General features: G+C 41.6%; 11 protein-coding genes and 2 pseudogenes. 8 read left to right on the plus strand and 5 right to left on the minus strand.

The window, feature by feature from the left end:
* Nucleotides 1–77: 77 nt before the first annotated feature.
* Nucleotides 78–1,004 carry an AEC family transporter gene (locus L6494_RS25930; protein WP_237990639.1) on the minus strand — a complete coding sequence of 309 codons (927 nt, stop codon included), beginning with the start codon at nucleotides 1,002–1,004 and terminating at the stop codon, nucleotides 78–80.
* 101 nt (nucleotides 1,005–1,105) lie between these two features.
* Between L6494_RS25930 and L6494_RS25935 the strand changes: the two genes are divergently transcribed.
* Nucleotides 1,106–1,912, plus strand: a complete 807-nt coding sequence (locus tag L6494_RS25935; RefSeq protein ID WP_237990640.1) for a M15 family metallopeptidase — start codon at nucleotides 1,106–1,108, stop codon at nucleotides 1,910–1,912.
* A 249-nt stretch (nucleotides 1,913–2,161) separates the two neighbouring features.
* On the opposite strand, the pseudogene L6494_RS25940 reads toward L6494_RS25935, so the two are convergent.
* Nucleotides 2,162–2,937, minus strand: a pseudogene (locus L6494_RS25940) (transposase).
* A gap of 321 nt (nucleotides 2,938–3,258) precedes the next feature.
* Nucleotides 3,259–4,542 carry an ABC transporter ATP-binding protein gene (locus tag L6494_RS25945; protein WP_330911054.1) on the minus strand — a complete coding sequence of 428 codons (1,284 nt, stop codon included), beginning with the start codon at nucleotides 4,540–4,542 and terminating at the stop codon, nucleotides 3,259–3,261.
* Nucleotides 4,543–4,659: 117 nt separating this feature from the next.
* Between L6494_RS25945 and L6494_RS25950 the strand changes: the two genes are divergently transcribed.
* The 6 genes and pseudogenes from L6494_RS25950 (at nucleotide 4,660) to L6494_RS25975 (ending at nucleotide 12,231) form a co-directional block, all read left to right on the plus strand.
* On the plus strand, nucleotides 4,660–5,874 hold the full coding sequence (locus L6494_RS25950) for an FAD-dependent oxidoreductase (protein ID WP_237990641.1): 1,215 nt from the start codon (nucleotides 4,660–4,662) through the stop codon (nucleotides 5,872–5,874).
* 266 nt (nucleotides 5,875–6,140) lie between these two features.
* Nucleotides 6,141–6,668, plus strand: a complete 528-nt coding sequence (locus L6494_RS25955; RefSeq protein WP_237990642.1) for a single-stranded DNA-binding protein — start codon at nucleotides 6,141–6,143, stop codon at nucleotides 6,666–6,668.
* 600 nt (nucleotides 6,669–7,268) lie between these two features.
* A complete protein-coding gene (locus L6494_RS25960) occupies nucleotides 7,269–9,140 on the plus strand; it encodes an ABC transporter ATP-binding protein (RefSeq protein ID WP_237990643.1) in 1,872 nt (623 codons plus the stop codon).
* A gap of 144 nt (nucleotides 9,141–9,284) precedes the next feature.
* Complete coding sequence (locus tag L6494_RS25965) at nucleotides 9,285–10,061, plus strand: class II aldolase/adducin family protein (RefSeq protein WP_237990644.1); 777 nt, start codon at nucleotides 9,285–9,287, stop codon at nucleotides 10,059–10,061.
* A gap of 466 nt (nucleotides 10,062–10,527) precedes the next feature.
* Nucleotides 10,528–11,388 (plus strand): annotated as a pseudogene (locus tag L6494_RS25970) (WD40 repeat domain-containing protein); the annotation flags it as partial.
* Between the two features lie 666 nt (nucleotides 11,389–12,054).
* Entirely contained in the window at nucleotides 12,055–12,231 is a 177-nt protein-coding gene (locus L6494_RS25975) for a hypothetical protein (RefSeq protein ID WP_237990646.1), read from the plus strand.
* 87 nt (nucleotides 12,232–12,318) lie between these two features.
* On the opposite strand, the gene L6494_RS25980 is transcribed toward L6494_RS25975, so the two are convergent.
* Both L6494_RS25980 and L6494_RS25985 read right to left on the minus strand, forming a co-directional pair.
* On the minus strand, nucleotides 12,319–13,464 hold the full coding sequence (locus tag L6494_RS25980) for a glycosyltransferase family 4 protein (RefSeq protein ID WP_237990647.1): 1,146 nt from the start codon (nucleotides 13,462–13,464) through the stop codon (nucleotides 12,319–12,321).
* A gap of 101 nt (nucleotides 13,465–13,565) precedes the next feature.
* Nucleotides 13,566–14,735, minus strand: coding sequence for a glycosyltransferase family 4 protein (locus tag L6494_RS25985; RefSeq protein WP_237990648.1), 1,170 nt, complete (start codon nucleotides 14,733–14,735; stop codon nucleotides 13,566–13,568).
* A 400-nt stretch (nucleotides 14,736–15,135) separates the two neighbouring features.
* Here L6494_RS25985 and L6494_RS25990 point away from each other — a divergent pair, with 400 nt between their 5' ends.
* Nucleotides 15,136–15,924: a PIG-L deacetylase family protein gene (locus L6494_RS25990; protein WP_237990649.1), complete on the plus strand. Its 789-nt coding sequence runs from the start codon at nucleotides 15,136–15,138 to the stop codon at nucleotides 15,922–15,924.
* Nucleotides 15,925–16,077: the final 153 nt, after the last annotated feature.

The following is a 16,077-nucleotide window of genomic DNA, read 5'->3' on the forward strand; positions in this document are numbered from 1 at the left end:
ATTAATCTCTATGTGTTCTTTGTGGTGTTATTAAGAGCTTGTTAACCACAGAGACACAGAGGCACGGAGATTTCCAGCTAGAATAACCATAACCACATCGGCAGGGTGATGAGTAAAAGCATAGCTCCTACTGCTATGGTGGTGACTGCGAGATTGCGGTCTAGATTAAAGGTTTCGGCAATTACTAGGGAAGCGAAGGCTGGAGGCATAGCCATTTGTAGGATAATTACCTTGGCGGCTGGCCCTGTCAATCCTAAAAATGGCAAAGTACACCCCAAAAGAAAGGGGACGATGAGCATTTTAATGACTAAGCTGATTCCTACCTGTGGTAAGTTGACCCAAGTGTTAAGCTTTGCCAACCGCATCCCAATTAATACTAATGATAAAGCTACTGTAGTCCAAGCTAATATATCTAAGCTAAATGCTACCTCATCAGGAATTGCTATTTGACGGAATAATAAGCCAAAGCCAAAACTCCAGATGGCGGGGTTAACCAAAATAGCTTTAGCTACTTGAGTAATTTGTCCTTGATTTTGTCCATTGTCGCCAAAACGTGCGCCTAGAGCTACACCCAAGCCATACGCACCAGGAAAAGACCCCAGTAAATCGTAAAATAAAGCCCAAGCAAAGTATTCTTTACCGATCATTGCTAAGGTGATGGGGAAACCTAGATATCCTGTGTTACCAATCATGGCGGCTAATAACAAACTACCTTGAGCGGACTTTTGGGGGATGGTTTTGCTGAAGTAAGTTTGTACTTTGATGCCTAGCCATGCTAAAAATGCTCCTAGTAGAATAGCAAGGTAAGCGATCGCTGGAGCAATCCAAATCGGCCCTGATAAGTCGGCTTGTCGGACAAAAGCAATAATACTGATAGGTACTCCCACCCAAAACAGGAATTGAGCTAAACGAGTAGGAACTGTACTAGGTAGTTTCCGTCCCAGCATAAATCCTATGAGGACTAATCCCACGAGTTTGACGTATAGTTCTAGGAGATTTATCAATGTTGTATCTGGGAATATAGATGTAAAATGCTACCCAATCAGTTTATTTCTATTTAGTTTAAAATCTGTTATGAATTGTGAACAAAAGCAGGAGTTGACCTTTGAATAAAGCTGGATATTCTGGAAAACCAAAAGACTCATTAGGTGAACCTAGTGACGATATTCCAGCAGCTTTACGCGATACTCCTGATGTCGCGCGTAAGACAAAGTTGCAACCCATAGTTTTGTTGTTTGGGGGAGTAACAATATTTGTACTGCTGGCTATTATTAGCGGCTTTTTGTTTTCGCTCACCACACCGAAGAAAACCGTCGAATCTCAACCCTCACCAGTTAGTTCTGTTCCTACACCAACTCCTACAAACTCTCCCAATGATATTGATAGTGTATTGGGACATTTGGCATATCCAGAAGCACCTGAGTCAGAGTTAGTACCAATCACCGCCGATGGCCGGATCAGAATGAGAAAAAACGCCGCCGCCAGATATCAGGCGATGGTACAAGCGGCGCGGAGTGCAGGGGTAATTTTAGTACCTATTTCTGGCTTTCGTTCTGTGCAACAACAGGAGCAATTATTTTTTACCATTGGCGCACAACGCAATCAAACCCCAGCACAAAGAGCAGCACTCAGTGCGCCGCCAGGACATAGTGAACACCATACTGGTTACGCTGTGGATATTGGCGACGGAGCAGCACCAGCCACAAATCTGCAAGCTACCTTTGAAAATACCAGAGCGTTTCAATGGCTACAAGCCAACGCAGCCCGGTTTGGCTTTGAGATGTCCTTTGGACAAGATAATCAACAAGGGGTGAGTTATGAACCTTGGCACTGGCGTTTTGTAGGCGATCGCGATAGCTTGGAAACATTCTACAAAGCCAGAAACATCAAACCAGCAAAAATATCCCCATAACATTTCTAATATATTCACATTCCTCAGCCACCTACTAGCTGGGGATTTAAAATTTTGAATAGGACTTACGCAACGGGCATATTTTTCACGTAGGGTGTGTGACGCGGCAAAAGTATTTGAACGTAGTAATGAAACTTATAGCGTCACGCACCAACCATCGATTGTGAAACTTGCGTAAGTCCTGTTGAATAAAAAAAATTTAACATACTAAGCATTGAAGAAACAATTAATATCTATACATCTATAGGACTAATATTTGATTTTTGAAAAAGCTGCGTACATCTGAAGAGTAGGAAAATCAAAGGTGGTGTGTCGGATAAACCATTCAAACATCCATTTCAAATGGGGGAATGAAGGTATTAAAGCGCAGAAACGTCGAACCCAGGTTTTGGCTTGCAACCAAACATCCTCAATTGGATTTTGTATTGGGCAATTGGGAGCAAAACGAACGCAATGTATCTTCCACTGGTCAGTCGAAAGTCCTTGATTCACTTCATCTAAGAAATTTTTAATTTCTTGAGAACGATGGTAACTAGCTCCATCCCAAAAAATTAGTAATCGCTGATCAGGAGACTGTTCTAGTAAATAACGTAAATAATCAATCGTATTTTTTGAATTTCCTGCATCATAGCTTTTAAGTATTAATTCTCCTTCGAGATAGTCAATCGCTCCATAATAAGTTTGTTTTTCTCGCTCATAGCTAGTTTATACTCCAACTCTCCTATTTCCCAATAATCCTTTGTCTGAAGCCAACTCAATACCTCCTCTCGCTGCTCGGTACTCAAATAGCTCTTTCTTCCTTTGTAGTTTAGTCTTAGACCATCAATTCCATTTTCCTCATATACTTGTTTCCAACCTGTTATTGAACCAAGTGAAACGCCAAGAATTTTCTGGATTTCCTTATATAAGTAACCTTGATAAACCAACTTGACAGCTAACCCTTTTCTCGCTTCACGGGTATTTAGATTTTGAACTACAAATTCCTGTAGTTCAGCGATCGCCTGCTGCAAGTGCTGGTTCATCATTGTTCCTCATTATACTTGTGACCTATCTCCGTATTATCTCTTAGTTTTTTTCAAAAATCAAATATGATTCCTATATATCAAGTTAGTTTTGACAGTTCGTAGTAAGGACTTTAGTCCTGATTTTTCTAAAATACCTCTTGCAAAAGTCATAATTATAGCGTCCTTCTTTGCGTCTTCCCTGCGGGACGCTCCGCGAATGCGCCTACCGCAAGCGGAACGCCAGGGGCGAATGCGCGAAACAAAAAAATATTTATGCAAGAGGTATAAGGACTAAAGTCCTTACTACAAACTTGTTCATCCTTTTTAAACGCGCTGTCAGTGCTAATGAAAGATAGCTAAGTTGGTATCTGGGTCAAAAAAGTGAATTTTATCTGGCGTTAGAGATAACCAAAGTTGCTCACCTACATGGACTAATCGTTCTGGTGGAACGCGCACTTGCAGAGGATTGATAATATCAGTAAATTTAGATTGCTCCTCAACTAGTGTTGCAGTAATAAAAGCATCGTTACCCAGGTTTTCTACTACCTCTACTTGCACTTGTAAGTTTTTAGTAGCAGGTACAGCTAAGTTCAAGTGTTCTGGACGGATACCTAAAATTAAGGTTTTACCATCGTATTTTTGCAACGGATTAGCCCAAATTTCTGGGAGGGTAAGACGGAATTGAGAGTGGGTAATTAACAGAGGCGCGTGAAATTCTACAGGAATAAAATTCATTGGTGGTGTACCAATAAATTCAGCGACAAAGCGGTTATTTGGATTGTTGTAAAGTTCTAATGGAGAAGCGACTTGTTGAATTTGACCTTGATTCATGATGGCGATGCGATCGCCCATTGTCATCGCTTCAGTTTGGTCATGGGTAACATAAATGGTTGTTGTCCCCAATTGTCGCTGTAATTTGACGATTTGAGCGCGGGTTTCTGCTCTTAACTTCGCATCTAGGTTAGAAAGCGGCTCATCCATTAAAAATACTTGAGGATTGCGGGCGATCGCTCTTCCTAATGCTACCCGTTGTCTTTGTCCCCCTGATAGCTGTTTTGGTAAGCGATTTAGCAACATTTCAATTTGCAATAACTCAGCTACACCCCGCACCTGTTGATCTACTTCTCGCTCTTTCCCAGAGATATAACGTAGTCCTTTAGGTAGCTTTTTTGTCATCCCCACCAAGAGATTTTCTGCCCAATTTGGAAGTTGGGAGTGGTGATTTTCCCCATTTCCTAATTCCCGGCGACGTAACCCAAAGGCGATGTTGTCATACACCGTCATGTGAGGATACAAGGCGTAATTTTGAAACACCATTGCAATATCCCGTTCCTTGGGGGGTAAGTCATTCACCAAGCGATCGCCTACCCAAATATTACCGCCTGTCATTTCTTCTAAGCCAGCAATTAAGCGCAATAGGGTACTTTTCCCACAACCAGAAGGCCCCACCAATACCATAAATTCGCCATCGGGAATAGTCAGATTAATCCGGCGCAATACGTTGATAGTTCCTGCTTGTTCTGGTGCTATATCGTTTTTCTTACCAGATTCGCTTGGTAATACCACACCTTCCCCTCGACGGGGAGGAAAACTTTTATAAACGTTTTCTATAAAAACTTGTGCCACGGTTTTTAGTCAAGAGTCAAGAGCTAGGATAACAGTAAGCTAATTATGAATTAAAAAAAACCGCCTGCATCCCCAGTCAGCAGAAGTTCTTTAATTTTGCATTCGGAGTAAAGCCACATGACTAACCATGACATTGTAGACCTACAAACTACAGATTGTTGCATTGTTGGCGGTGGACCTGCGGGGGCTGTATTGGCTTTGTTGCTGGCGCGTCAAGGTGTGGCTGTGATGCTGTTGGAAGCACACAGAGATTTTGATCGGGATTTTCGCGGTGATACGATTCACCCATCGGTAATGGAGATTATGGAAGAATTGGGGTTGAGCGATCGCTTGCTGCAATTGCCCCATGCTAAGATGCGCCAAATTAGGATTAAAACCCCTGAAGATACCATCACACTGGCTGATTTTAGTCACCTGAAAACCCGCTACCCTTACATTACAATGCTTCCCCAGGTGAAATTCCTCGAATTCATCACCCAGGAAGCACAACAATATCCGAATTTTCAATTAGTTATGGGGGCTAATGTCCAAGAACTGATTGTAGAGGATGACGTAATTCAAGGTGTACGCTATCGGGGCGGCGGTGGTTGGCACGAAGTACGGGCTATGCTAACAGTTGGTGCAGATGGTCGTCATTCCAAATTACGACAGCTAGGGCATTTTGCCACTATTGAAACCTCACCACCAATGGATGTACTTTGGTTTCGCCTACCCCGTCAATCAGGAGACGGTGAGGGAGGAATGGGACGCTTTGCTTCTGGTCACATTGTAGCGATGCTTGACCGTGGTGACGAATGGCAAATTGCCTATGTTATTTCCAAGGGAGGCTATCAAAAGTTACGTGCTGAGGGTTTAGAAACCTTAAAAACATCTGTTGTGGAAGTTGTCCCAGAATTAGCAAACCGCATTAATAATTTACAAGATTGGTCACAGATAGCGTTTCTTTCCGTAGAGTCTAGCCGTGTGCAACGCTGGTATCGTCCAGGATTGTTATTAATTGGTGATGCAGCTCATGTCATGTCACCAGTTGGGGGTGTGGGAATTAACTACGCCATTCAGGATGCGGTGGTGGCTGCGAATGTGCTAACTAAACCTCTGCAAAATCACCATGTAGAATTGAAAGACTTGGCAAAAGTGCAGCATCAGCGCGAATTACCCACACGCATTATTCAAGCGTTTCAAACTGTGATTCAAAAACGAGTATTCGCCCCCATTCTCACATCTAATCGCACCTTTCACCCCCCGGTTTGGTTAGGCTTGCCGATTTTGCGGGATTTACCAGCCAGATTAATTGCTTTAGGCGTGTTTCCGGTTCATCTCAAAGAGTGCTGAGTAGTGAGTAAAAATTATATTCAAGGTATATTTTCGCTTTAAAGTGGTACAATTATACTACTCATGCAGAAATCAATGCTCGTTATAGTCAAGCGATGGTATTGCACAGTAGTTATGACAACTACTGTGCAATACCATCGCTTGGCTTTTATGCTAGGAAGGAATAACCGACAATCAATAGTCATAAATTAAATTCATAATTACGAATTACGTAGCTTGCTTCCGCGTAGCGGTATTACGAATTACGAATTATTAAGGAGGATGTCATGAACAGCTGTGTTTTAATGGCGGAAATCATTCAAGAACCGCAATTACGCTATACATCAGATAACTTAGCCATCACAGAAATGCTGGTGCAGTTTCCCAATTCCCAGCGTCCAGAAGATGCACCGGCGACTTTAAAAGTAGTGGGGTGGGGAAATTTAGCTACAGAAATTCAGCAAAACTATCACCAAGGCGATCGCGTGATTATAGCAGGTCGTCTAGGGATGCAGACGGTTGAGCGTCAAGAGGGGTTTAAAGAAAAACGTGCTGAGTTGACTGTACAACAAATTCAACCTTTAAGTGGTGATTTCACATCATCGCCAGCACCAGAAAGAATTCCATCTGTTACAGAAACACCACCACCAGCACCAAGTAATGTTCCCAGTTACGAGTCACCACGTCCAGCAGCTACTCCTGTTGCAAGTCCCGTGAATGTAACTCCCCAGGTGAACACCTACGAACCTGTCACCCAACCTAGTAGTTATAAGCCAGTGGTGGAAGAACCAGATCCAGATGATATTCCGTTTTAGAGATTAGGGATTGGTGACACGGAAAACAAGTTAGTAGGGTGTGTCAGTCAGAGAACACCTTGATATACCGAGAAATTATTCGTACTGACGCACCCTAAATAACCCTAAATATTGGATATTGTTTTATTTGGAAGTCTCTAACGCCTTTTCGCCTGATTCTTAAGACAAATATTTACGTTTATCTACATTAAATGCAAAACTACTGTTAAAATCCAAATAATTTTTACACGATATTCATACCGATACTCCTGTCAATAACTCAGGGCTAAAGCCACTGAGCTTGTAAAGAACAAACTTTACGTGTTTGACTAGCCCCGAAGAGACTAATCCTGATACGCACTTCCGAATGCTTCCCTAGTTCGGATTATCTGCAAGACTGTTTGTTCAGTCGTTGGGTTAAGCCAAGACATTTTGGATTAGTTGGGCGATAACGTAGTGTTAGCGAGTCTTCGAGCGTCGGGGACTTAAACAGGTTTGCTAGTTCCTGGGATTATATCCATTCAAAAACTAGCATTCTAATGACCACTGCGGTTTTAACCGCTCGTGTCGCCTCCCTCTCAGGGCTAAAGCCTCTGAGTTTCCCACTTACCGCGAGGTCTTATGAGAGAAACTGTCCTAGAAGTTCGTAATCTCCAAGTAGAATTTGCCGGTGATGGGGATACTATCAAAGCCGTTGATGGTATTTCCTTTGAGCTAAGGCGAGGTGAAACTCTAGGAATTGTAGGAGAATCTGGTAGTGGTAAATCAGTCACATCCCTAGCGGTGATGGGTTTGTTGCAGCATCCTGGTAGGGTTAGCGGTGGGGAGATTTTGTTTCATCACCAAGAGAATGCTAATCCTTTAAATTTGGTGGAGTTATCGCCAAAGGAAATGCAGCTATATAGAGGCGGTGACATCGCCATGATTTTTCAAGAACCGATGAGTTCCCTGAACCCAGTTTATAATGTTGGGTTTCAGCTCACGGAAGCGATTCAACGTCACCAGAATGTCACTACAGAGGAAGCCAAACAAATTGCGATCGCAGGTCTACAAGAGGTTAAACTTTTGCCTAGTGATGAACAACTGACACAGCAATACATCGACACCTGGCCGCAAACTAACCCCAACTCTCCCCTTGATGAATATAAGGTGGCGCAGTTAGTTAAGCAGCATAAAAAATCAATGCTGGAACGCTACCCTCATGAACTGTCTGGGGGTCAACTACAACGGGTGATGATTGCAATGGCTATTTCTTGCAACCCTTTGCTACTAATTGCAGATGAACCAACTACAGCTTTAGATGTCACAGTCCAAGCGACAATCATTGACCTCCTCAGAGAATTGCAGCAAGTCCGTGACATGGCTTTGATTTTCATCACCCATGACTTGGGGTTAATTTCCGAAATTGCTGACAAAGTGGCGGTGATGTACAAAGGTAAAGTCGTGGAATACGGCGCATCGGAGCAAATTTTTAAGCATCCCAACCATCCCTATACTAAGGGTTTGGTTGCTTGTCGTCCCACACTCACCCACCATCCCCACAAACTACTTACAGTCTCTGATTATATGACTGTGGAGGAAACATCAACGGGGCAATTGTTGATTCAGGAAAAACAACCCTCACCACCACCAGAAATTTCCCCGGAAGAAATCCATACTAGATTGACACAGTTGGAAGAAAAGCCACCTCTATTAAAAATCCAGAATTTGCAAGTTGGTTTTCCTGTGCGGGGTGTGTTTGGTACTAAGAAACGCTACAACATGGCTGTTAACGGCGTTTCCTTTGATGTCAAACCAGGGGAAACGGTGGGACTAGTGGGAGAATCTGGTTGTGGTAAGACAACCTTGGGTAGAACCCTGTTAAGGTTAATTGAGCCGATGGGTGGACAGATTATCTTTGAGGGACAAGATATTACCAATCTCAAAGGCGAAGCATTGCAAAAACTGCGGCGGGAAATGCAAATTGTCTTTCAAAATCCTTTTAGCGCACTCGACCCCCGAATGAAGGTTGGGGAAGCAATTGCAGAACCTTTGTTAATTCACTCTGTAGGTAAAACCAAAAAACAACGCCTACAAAGGGTAGCAGAACTTTTAGAAAGAGTTGGTTTAAGTGCAGATGCAATCAACCGCTATCCACATCAGTTTTCTGGTGGTCAACGCCAAAGGATTTGTATTGCTCGTTCGTTAGCATTAAATCCTAAATTTATTATCTGTGATGAGTCAGTATCGGCGTTGGATGTTTCAGTACAGGCGCAGGTATTGAATTTACTCAAAGAATTGCAAGAAGAGTTTCAACTAACTTATATTTTCATTTCCCATGATTTAAGCGTTGTAAAATTTATGAGCGATCGCATTTTAGTCATGAATCGTGGTGAAATTGTCGAGCAAGGTACAGCCGAAAGTATCTACCGCGAACCCAAGGAAGCATATACACAAAAGCTAATTGCTTCTATTCCTACTGGTAGCCCGGAACGGATACGCTCTAAATTGTAGGTGAGTGCTGAGTGCTGAGTTCTGAGTTTTGAGTGGGGAGTGGGGAGTGCTGAGTGCTGAGTTCTGAGTGGTAATCTGTAACAAAAATCGATTAACGTTATCTTGTTTTCAGTATCAACTTACGTTTACATAAAAAATTTGGAAATGCAACTTACAACTAGAGAAAAACCCAACGCACCTCAACCGCCAACTTTTAATTCTATTACCGAAGCCAGATTACATCGCCAACAACGTTTAGCAGCTGCTTTTCGCCTATTTTCTCGGTTTGGGTTTGATGAAGGCGTAGCAGGCCATATTACTGTTCGTGACCCAGAAAACTTAAATCATTTTTGGGTTAATCCTTTCGGGATGCACTTTGGCTTAATTAAAGTTAGTGACCTAATTTTAGTTAATCATGAAGGGGAAGTAATTTTTGGCGATCGCCCCGTTAATCGAGCTGCTTTTGCTATCCATTCCCAAATCCATGCAGCTCGTCCCGATGTGGTGGCGGCTGCTCATGCTCATTCGCTTTACGGCAAAAGCTGGTCTAGCCTGGGTCGTCTACTTGACCCCCTGACTCAAGATGCTTGCTCTTTTTACCAAGACCATAGTATTTTTGAGGAATATACTGGCGTAGTTCTCGACCCCCAAGAAGGTCAACGCATTGCTCAAACTTTAGGTCAGAATAAAGCCATGATTTTACAAAATCATGGTTTGTTAACAGTTGGACAAACAGTTGATGAGGCTGCTTGGTGGTTCGTCGCAATGGAACGTTCTTGTCAAGCTCAATTATTAGCTGAGGCTGCTGGTAAACCCAAATTAATCAACCCAGAGTTTGCTAGTGTGGCTCACAGTCAAGTAGGTTCATCACAAATGGGTTGGTTTAGTTTTCAGCCATTATTTGACATGATTATTCACCAAGAACCTGACTTGTTAGATTGAACTGTTCAACAAAACACATCTGTTAGATGATTTTGGCAATTGGCAAATGTTGAATGGATTAGCCGAGGAGTACATTGACCAGAGCCAAAAATTTCGCGATCGCCTTAAGCGAGAAGATGAAGAACGCCAACAAGAAAAGCTCTTAACAGCACGACGGCAAAATCAAGTTGTCACCATGTTTAGTATTGGTTTAGCTGGAGTAGCTATCTTTGCAGGTTATCAATGGTACAACGCCCAAAACAAAGCCAAGGAAGCAGCACAACAAAGTGCCGTTGCTTTGGCTCAAAGTTCTGAAGCTTCCCTACTGTCTAATAGGCAACTTGAGGCTTTTATTGCAGCTCTACAGTCAGGTAGACAAATTTCAGGTAAACCACTTAGGAATGAGACCAATTTAGAACAAGCGGCTAACCAACAAGCTGTAGTGGCACTCAAACGAGCCATTTACAATATCCAAGAACGAAACCGCTTGGAAGGGCATAGCTCTGAGGTCTATAGCGTAGCATTTAGCCCCGATGGCAAGACCATCGCTTCTGCAAGTAATGACAAGAGCGTCAAACTCTGGGATGCCTCTACTGGTAAAGCCATCATTACCCTTAACGGGCATAGCGATGCGGTCTATAGCGTAGCATTTAGCCCCGATGGCAAGACCGTCGCTTCTGCAAGTTTTGACAACAGCGTCAAACTCTGGGATGCCTCTACTGGTAAAGCCATCATTACCCTCAACGGGCATAGCTCTGCGGTCTGGGGCGTAGCATTTAGCCCCGATGGCAAGACCATCGCTTCTGCAAGTCATGACAACAGCGTCAAACTCTGGGATGCCTCTACTGGTAAAGCAATTATTACCCTCAACGGGCATAGCTCTGCGGTCTGGGGCGTAGCATTTAGCCCCGATGGCAAGACCATCGCTTCTGCAAGTCATGACAAGAGCGTCAAACTCTGGGATGCCTCTACTGGTAAACCAATCATTACCCTCAACGGGCATAGCTCTTGGGTCAGGGGCGTAGCATTTAGCCCCGATGGCAAGACCGTCGCTTCTGCAAGTTTTGACAACAGCGTCAAACTCTGGGATGCCTCTACTGGTAAACCAATCATTACCCTCAACGGGCATAGCGATGCGGTCAATAGCGTAGCATTTAGCCCCGATGGCAAGACCATTGCTTCTGCAAGTGATGACAACAGCGTCAAACTCTGGGCTTACTTAAATAACCTAGAGGATTTAATTAGCCACAGTTGCGCTAGGCTACGTGTTTATTTACAATCAAATCCCAATGTGAGCGATAGCGATCGCACTCTCTGCGATGGAATTGGTGAAAAGAGCGCACCATAGGCTACGTGCTGATTTATCATCAAATCTCAATATGAGCGATCTCATCACCTGTCCCCTAACCCCTTAAGAGGATGTTTGAAAAGTCCCTATTGGTGTAGCAAAACATTTCAGATCCCCCTAAATCCCCCTTAAAAAGGGGGACTTTGAATCTATTCCCCCCTTTTTTAAGGGGGGTTAGGGGGGATCAAAACGCTATAGGGCTAGGTTATTAGACTTGTGTGTACACGGTAGCCTTTTTAAGTGCGATCGCTTGATCTTGTAGGGTGCGTTAGGTGGCGATAATCTCTGACAAAAACCAAAATTACCAATTCACCGTAACGCACCTTGATATTAAAATTTACCGTAAATTCAAGGGTTTAAGACCTCTACGTCTACACGTAGTATCAGTTGAGTTGGGGTTTAAATCCCTAACTCCAACTGTCTTTAATTTTGAATTTTGAATTTTGAATTTTGAATTGTTAAGCGATCACCCACCCTACACCAATTCAGAAACAGCGTTAATGTTAGCTTACCGTAGGCGATCGCGTGTAGGTTGCCTTAATTAACTAAATGTAAATCACCATTTAAAATAGAAACAGTTATAAAATTGAGATGATATTTTCTAACTACATATTTATGGAACAATTAAAATTAATAGTTCAAGTAGCTGATAAAGAAAAAGCAGAGATGTTGACAAAGATTCTTACATCTTTAGATTTTGTCAACTCGGTAGAACTGGTGGAACATAAGCCAACTAAATCTGATGATGAGCAAAATTTTTTCTCTTTAGCAGGATTATGGGAAAATCGAGATATTACTACTGAATCTATTCGTCAACAAGCATGGATGAAAGATATTCAATGATTTTATGTGATACCAATATTATCATAGAATTTTCAAATTAACGCACCTCTCAATCTCAATATGAGCGATCGCATCCCCTGTCACCTGTCACCTGTCCCCTATCACCTTAAGAGACTTGGCTATTTGCTGATTCACATTAGCCACATCAAAACGCTGACTAGCAATATTCCTCGCCTGACTAGCGATGGTTGCAGTGATTTCCGTCTCCTGCACACAAGTATTAATTACTTCTGCTAGTTCTTGGGATTCTCCTGGTGTCACCAGAAAACCATTTACCCCATGTTCTACTAATTCCATTGCACCGCCGGCTTTAGCTGCAATTACAGGTGTTCCGCACAGCATCGCCTCAACAATCACTCTCCCAAAGGGTTCGGGTGCAGTAGAAGTATGGGTAACTAAATCACACGCCGCCATTAATTGGGGAATATCAGCCCGAAATCCTAAAAATTTCACGCGATTTTCTAACCCCAGTTGGGCAATTTGTTGGTGTAATTGTTGAACATAATCTTGCTCACCAAATAAGGCATCACCCACTAAAATAGCTGTGACTTGAGGTGGACATTTAGCTATAGCTTCAATCAGGATATGCTGACCCTTCCAAGGTGAGAGTCGGCTGAAGTGTCCGACAACGAATTTATTTTCTAACCCTAATTGTTGCCGCAGTTTTTGGATATCTTCATCACAAGTTTGATAAGTTTTGGGGTCGAAACCGTTATATACAACTGTGGTAAGTTCTGGCTTCCCTCCCGCCTGCACAAAAGCCTTTTGACTAGCTTGGGAATTAGCTATAACTAATGATGCAAACCGATTGGCTAAGTTAATAGCAACCCGTAAGTTAGTTTTACTAAAGTGTTCTAAAGAAAGAATATCGTGTAAATGATACACCAACGGACGACGAGTTACAAAGCTAGCGATCGCCCCTACAACTAAGGCTTTTTGAGTATTGGCGTAGATTATATCATATTTATAAGCCTTTTCTACCACCTTGGCGATTAACGGTGCTAGTTGCCCCAAACTGGCGAAGGCTTGGAGTAAATTGCTTTGTTTGCGAACTGCGATCGCCTGATTTGTCAAAATTTCGACCGGAATCTGATTTTGTTCTAATAAAGTTTTAAAATCACCATCAGCGAATAAACCAACCAAAGCGCGATCGCAGTAAGGTTTAGCAATATCAATTAAACACAATTCTGCACCGCCTGGTTTACCGCTTTGGTCTAAAAATAATATTTTCATATGATGTATTGTTTAATAAACATGAGTCTTACCTCCGTGTCTCTGTGTCTCTGTGGTGAAAAATAATTTATTTAACCACAGAGGCACAGAGAAAATGATATTTAGGCTAAAATTACTTGTCGCACGCGTTGACCAATTTTTTGCCAATCAAAGTTATTAATAGTATATTCACGGCAATCTTTTCGTGACGGGATAGGAAGTTTTTCTAGTAATATTTGTTCTAACTTTTCGGCAATCGCTGAGGTTTCGGTGGAATTAGTAATTAGTTCGGGGGAGAATGGGTGTAAAATTTCTGGCATACCTCCAATTGGTGTACATAAAACTGGAGTACCACAAGCTAGAGATTCTATAATTGCTAAACCAAATCCTTCAAAAGATTGGCTAGGCATCACAGTTAATTTAGCAGCTTGGTAAGCTAAAGGTAATTGCTCATCAGGGAGAAAACCTAAGAATTTCACGTTATTTTCTAGACCTAATTCTTTCGCTTGTTGTTCGAGGGTAGCTTGCAGATGACCACGACCTGCGATCGCTAGCAACACATCAGGTATTCTGGGTTTAATTATGGCTATGGCGGCTAATAGCTTATCTAGTCCCATGCGCTGCACTAACCGCCGAGATGTAAATAAAATGGGACGATGTTCTGGCCAGCCTAGTTGCTGACGCGCCGCTTGGGGTGATAAGTTAGGCTGGAAGCGATGAAGGTTAACGCCGCCAGGGATGACATGAATTTTACTCCAGGGTACTTGATATTGCTGGTGTAAAATATTACCAAATGCTTTGCTTAAAACCACAAAGCGATCGCAGCGATTATAAGTAGTTTGTTCTATTAGCCGACGCTTGAGAAAAATTCTCAATGGATTATTCCCTATTTCCTGTTGACTTTCAAATGCCCAAGGCCCATGAAAGTTAAATGTAATAGGTACTCCCTTGGGTAAAATGTCTAAAATAGGAAAACTATATAAAGCAAAATGTAAGTTAATTGCATCTGGTTTACTGACTCTAGTTTTCTGAAAATTAGCCCGAATCGACCAAAATCTTTGCCAAATTGCACTTTCTGGTGATGCTAAGTTAGTCAACTTGATTGATGTATTCAATTCAGTTTCAGGTAAACCAACTCCACATAATTCCACTTGGTCTTGATTAGCGACTAAGGTATGAATTAAGTCATAAACATACCTTTCTAATCCTCCAGGCGTTTGAGGAAACCAGCCTGTTCCGACTGTCAGAATAGACGCAGACATTGAATGATAATTTTCTTTTTTATCTTCCACAGCTAATCTCCAGAGTTAAATTTTGTAGTATAAGTTGACTTTTATACCAAGCTGAATGAATTATTTTTTGTATAAAATCGTAAATTGGTACTGTTTAGTATTTATATTCTGTTATTCACCAAGGTGATCAGTAAATTTTCCCTCTGGCTAGATAAAGATTTTATATAAACTTGTCTGTAGCAAAGATGGATGAAAATTATAGAACCCCGATTTATAGAAGCTAGTACATACGTTTAAAAAATATGTGTTTTTGATAAAATTTCCGTAAAATTCATTTCTTAGACAATAAGAATTTGTTATTTATGTATATGTGCTACTACTGAATCAGAAGATTACAACTCTAGATGAGTGATAAATAGAGATCGCAGCTTTTAGATTTATATCGACACAATCCACAATAATGGTTAAGATTAAAAACTATCTACAAGAATTACAAAAATCAATTCCCAATCAATGGCTAGAGAAAGTGCAATATTTACACTCTGATTTACTATGGCGATGGCTAGTATTCAGTGGAAGTGAAGCAATAGCCTTGAGCCAGAAATCAGCAATGGTATTTTCTCCCCATCAAGATGATGAAACCTTTGGCTGTGGGGGAATGATTGCCCACAAAAGAGAAAAGGGAATACAAGTTGTAGTCGTATTTTTAACTAACGGAGCAGGTGGGGATAATTTAAATCCAGATTTACAAAATCAAATTATCTTAACTCGCAAACAAGAAGCCGTCACAGCATTACAAATTTTGGGTGTAGAAGTATCAGATATTTACTTTTTAGATAAACCAGACGGACATTTACAAAATTTAATTGCTGAAGAAAGGCAGCAAACTATTAAACAGATAGCTGAACTGCTAAGATTATATCAACCAGAAGAAGTTTACATTCCTCACAGCAAAGATTGCCATAGAGATCATGAGGCTACCTTTCCACTAGTGAAAGCTGGTATTAATGAAGCGAATATTAAACCAGAACTTCTACAGTACGCGATTTGGTTATTCTGGCGATCGCCGTTATTTATTATTTTGAAATTGCAAGATTTAGCGGCTGCTTATAGAGTTTCAATTACTTCTGTACAAGAGAAGAAAAAACTGGCGATCGCTTCATACTCTTCACAATTGGCAAGCTTACCTCAAGGCTTTGTTAAGCAATTTTTAAGTTCTTATGAGATTTTCTTTAAAACTCAGATTTAAGGAAATCTATCTAGATAGATACAATTATTAGGGTTGCTTTTTACCACTGCTAAAGATTTAGTACAACGTTGGTTTTTACATAAGAAATAATTAACTAAAGTTTCAAGATTTTTTAATCTAAAAGCCCAAAGTAAATATTATGTGGAGAAAAGT

It is taken from the genome of Nostoc sp. UHCC 0870 (assembly GCF_022063185.1).
Lineage (GTDB): Bacteria > Cyanobacteriota > Cyanobacteriia > Cyanobacteriales > Nostocaceae > Trichormus.

Bases quoted from the DNA above. Each gene is read 5' to 3' on its own strand.
- L6494_RS25960 (WP_237990643.1), top strand. From the start codon at position 7,269: ATGAGAGAAACTGTCCTAGAAGTTCGTAATCTCCAAGTAGAATTTGCC.
- L6494_RS25975 (WP_237990646.1), top strand. From the start codon at position 12,055: ATGTTGACAAAGATTCTTACATCTTTAGATTTTGTCAACTCGGTAGAA.
- L6494_RS25950 (WP_237990641.1), top strand. From the start codon at position 4,660: ATGACTAACCATGACATTGTAGACCTACAAACTACAGATTGTTGCATT.
- L6494_RS25990 (WP_237990649.1), top strand. From the start codon at position 15,136: ATGGTTAAGATTAAAAACTATCTACAAGAATTACAAAAATCAATTCCC.
- L6494_RS25955 (WP_237990642.1), top strand. From the start codon at position 6,141: ATGAACAGCTGTGTTTTAATGGCGGAAATCATTCAAGAACCGCAATTA.
- L6494_RS25980 (WP_237990647.1), bottom strand. From the start codon at position 13,464: ATGAAAATATTATTTTTAGACCAAAGCGGTAAACCAGGCGGTGCAGAA.
- L6494_RS25965 (WP_237990644.1), top strand. From the start codon at position 9,285: ATGCAACTTACAACTAGAGAAAAACCCAACGCACCTCAACCGCCAACT.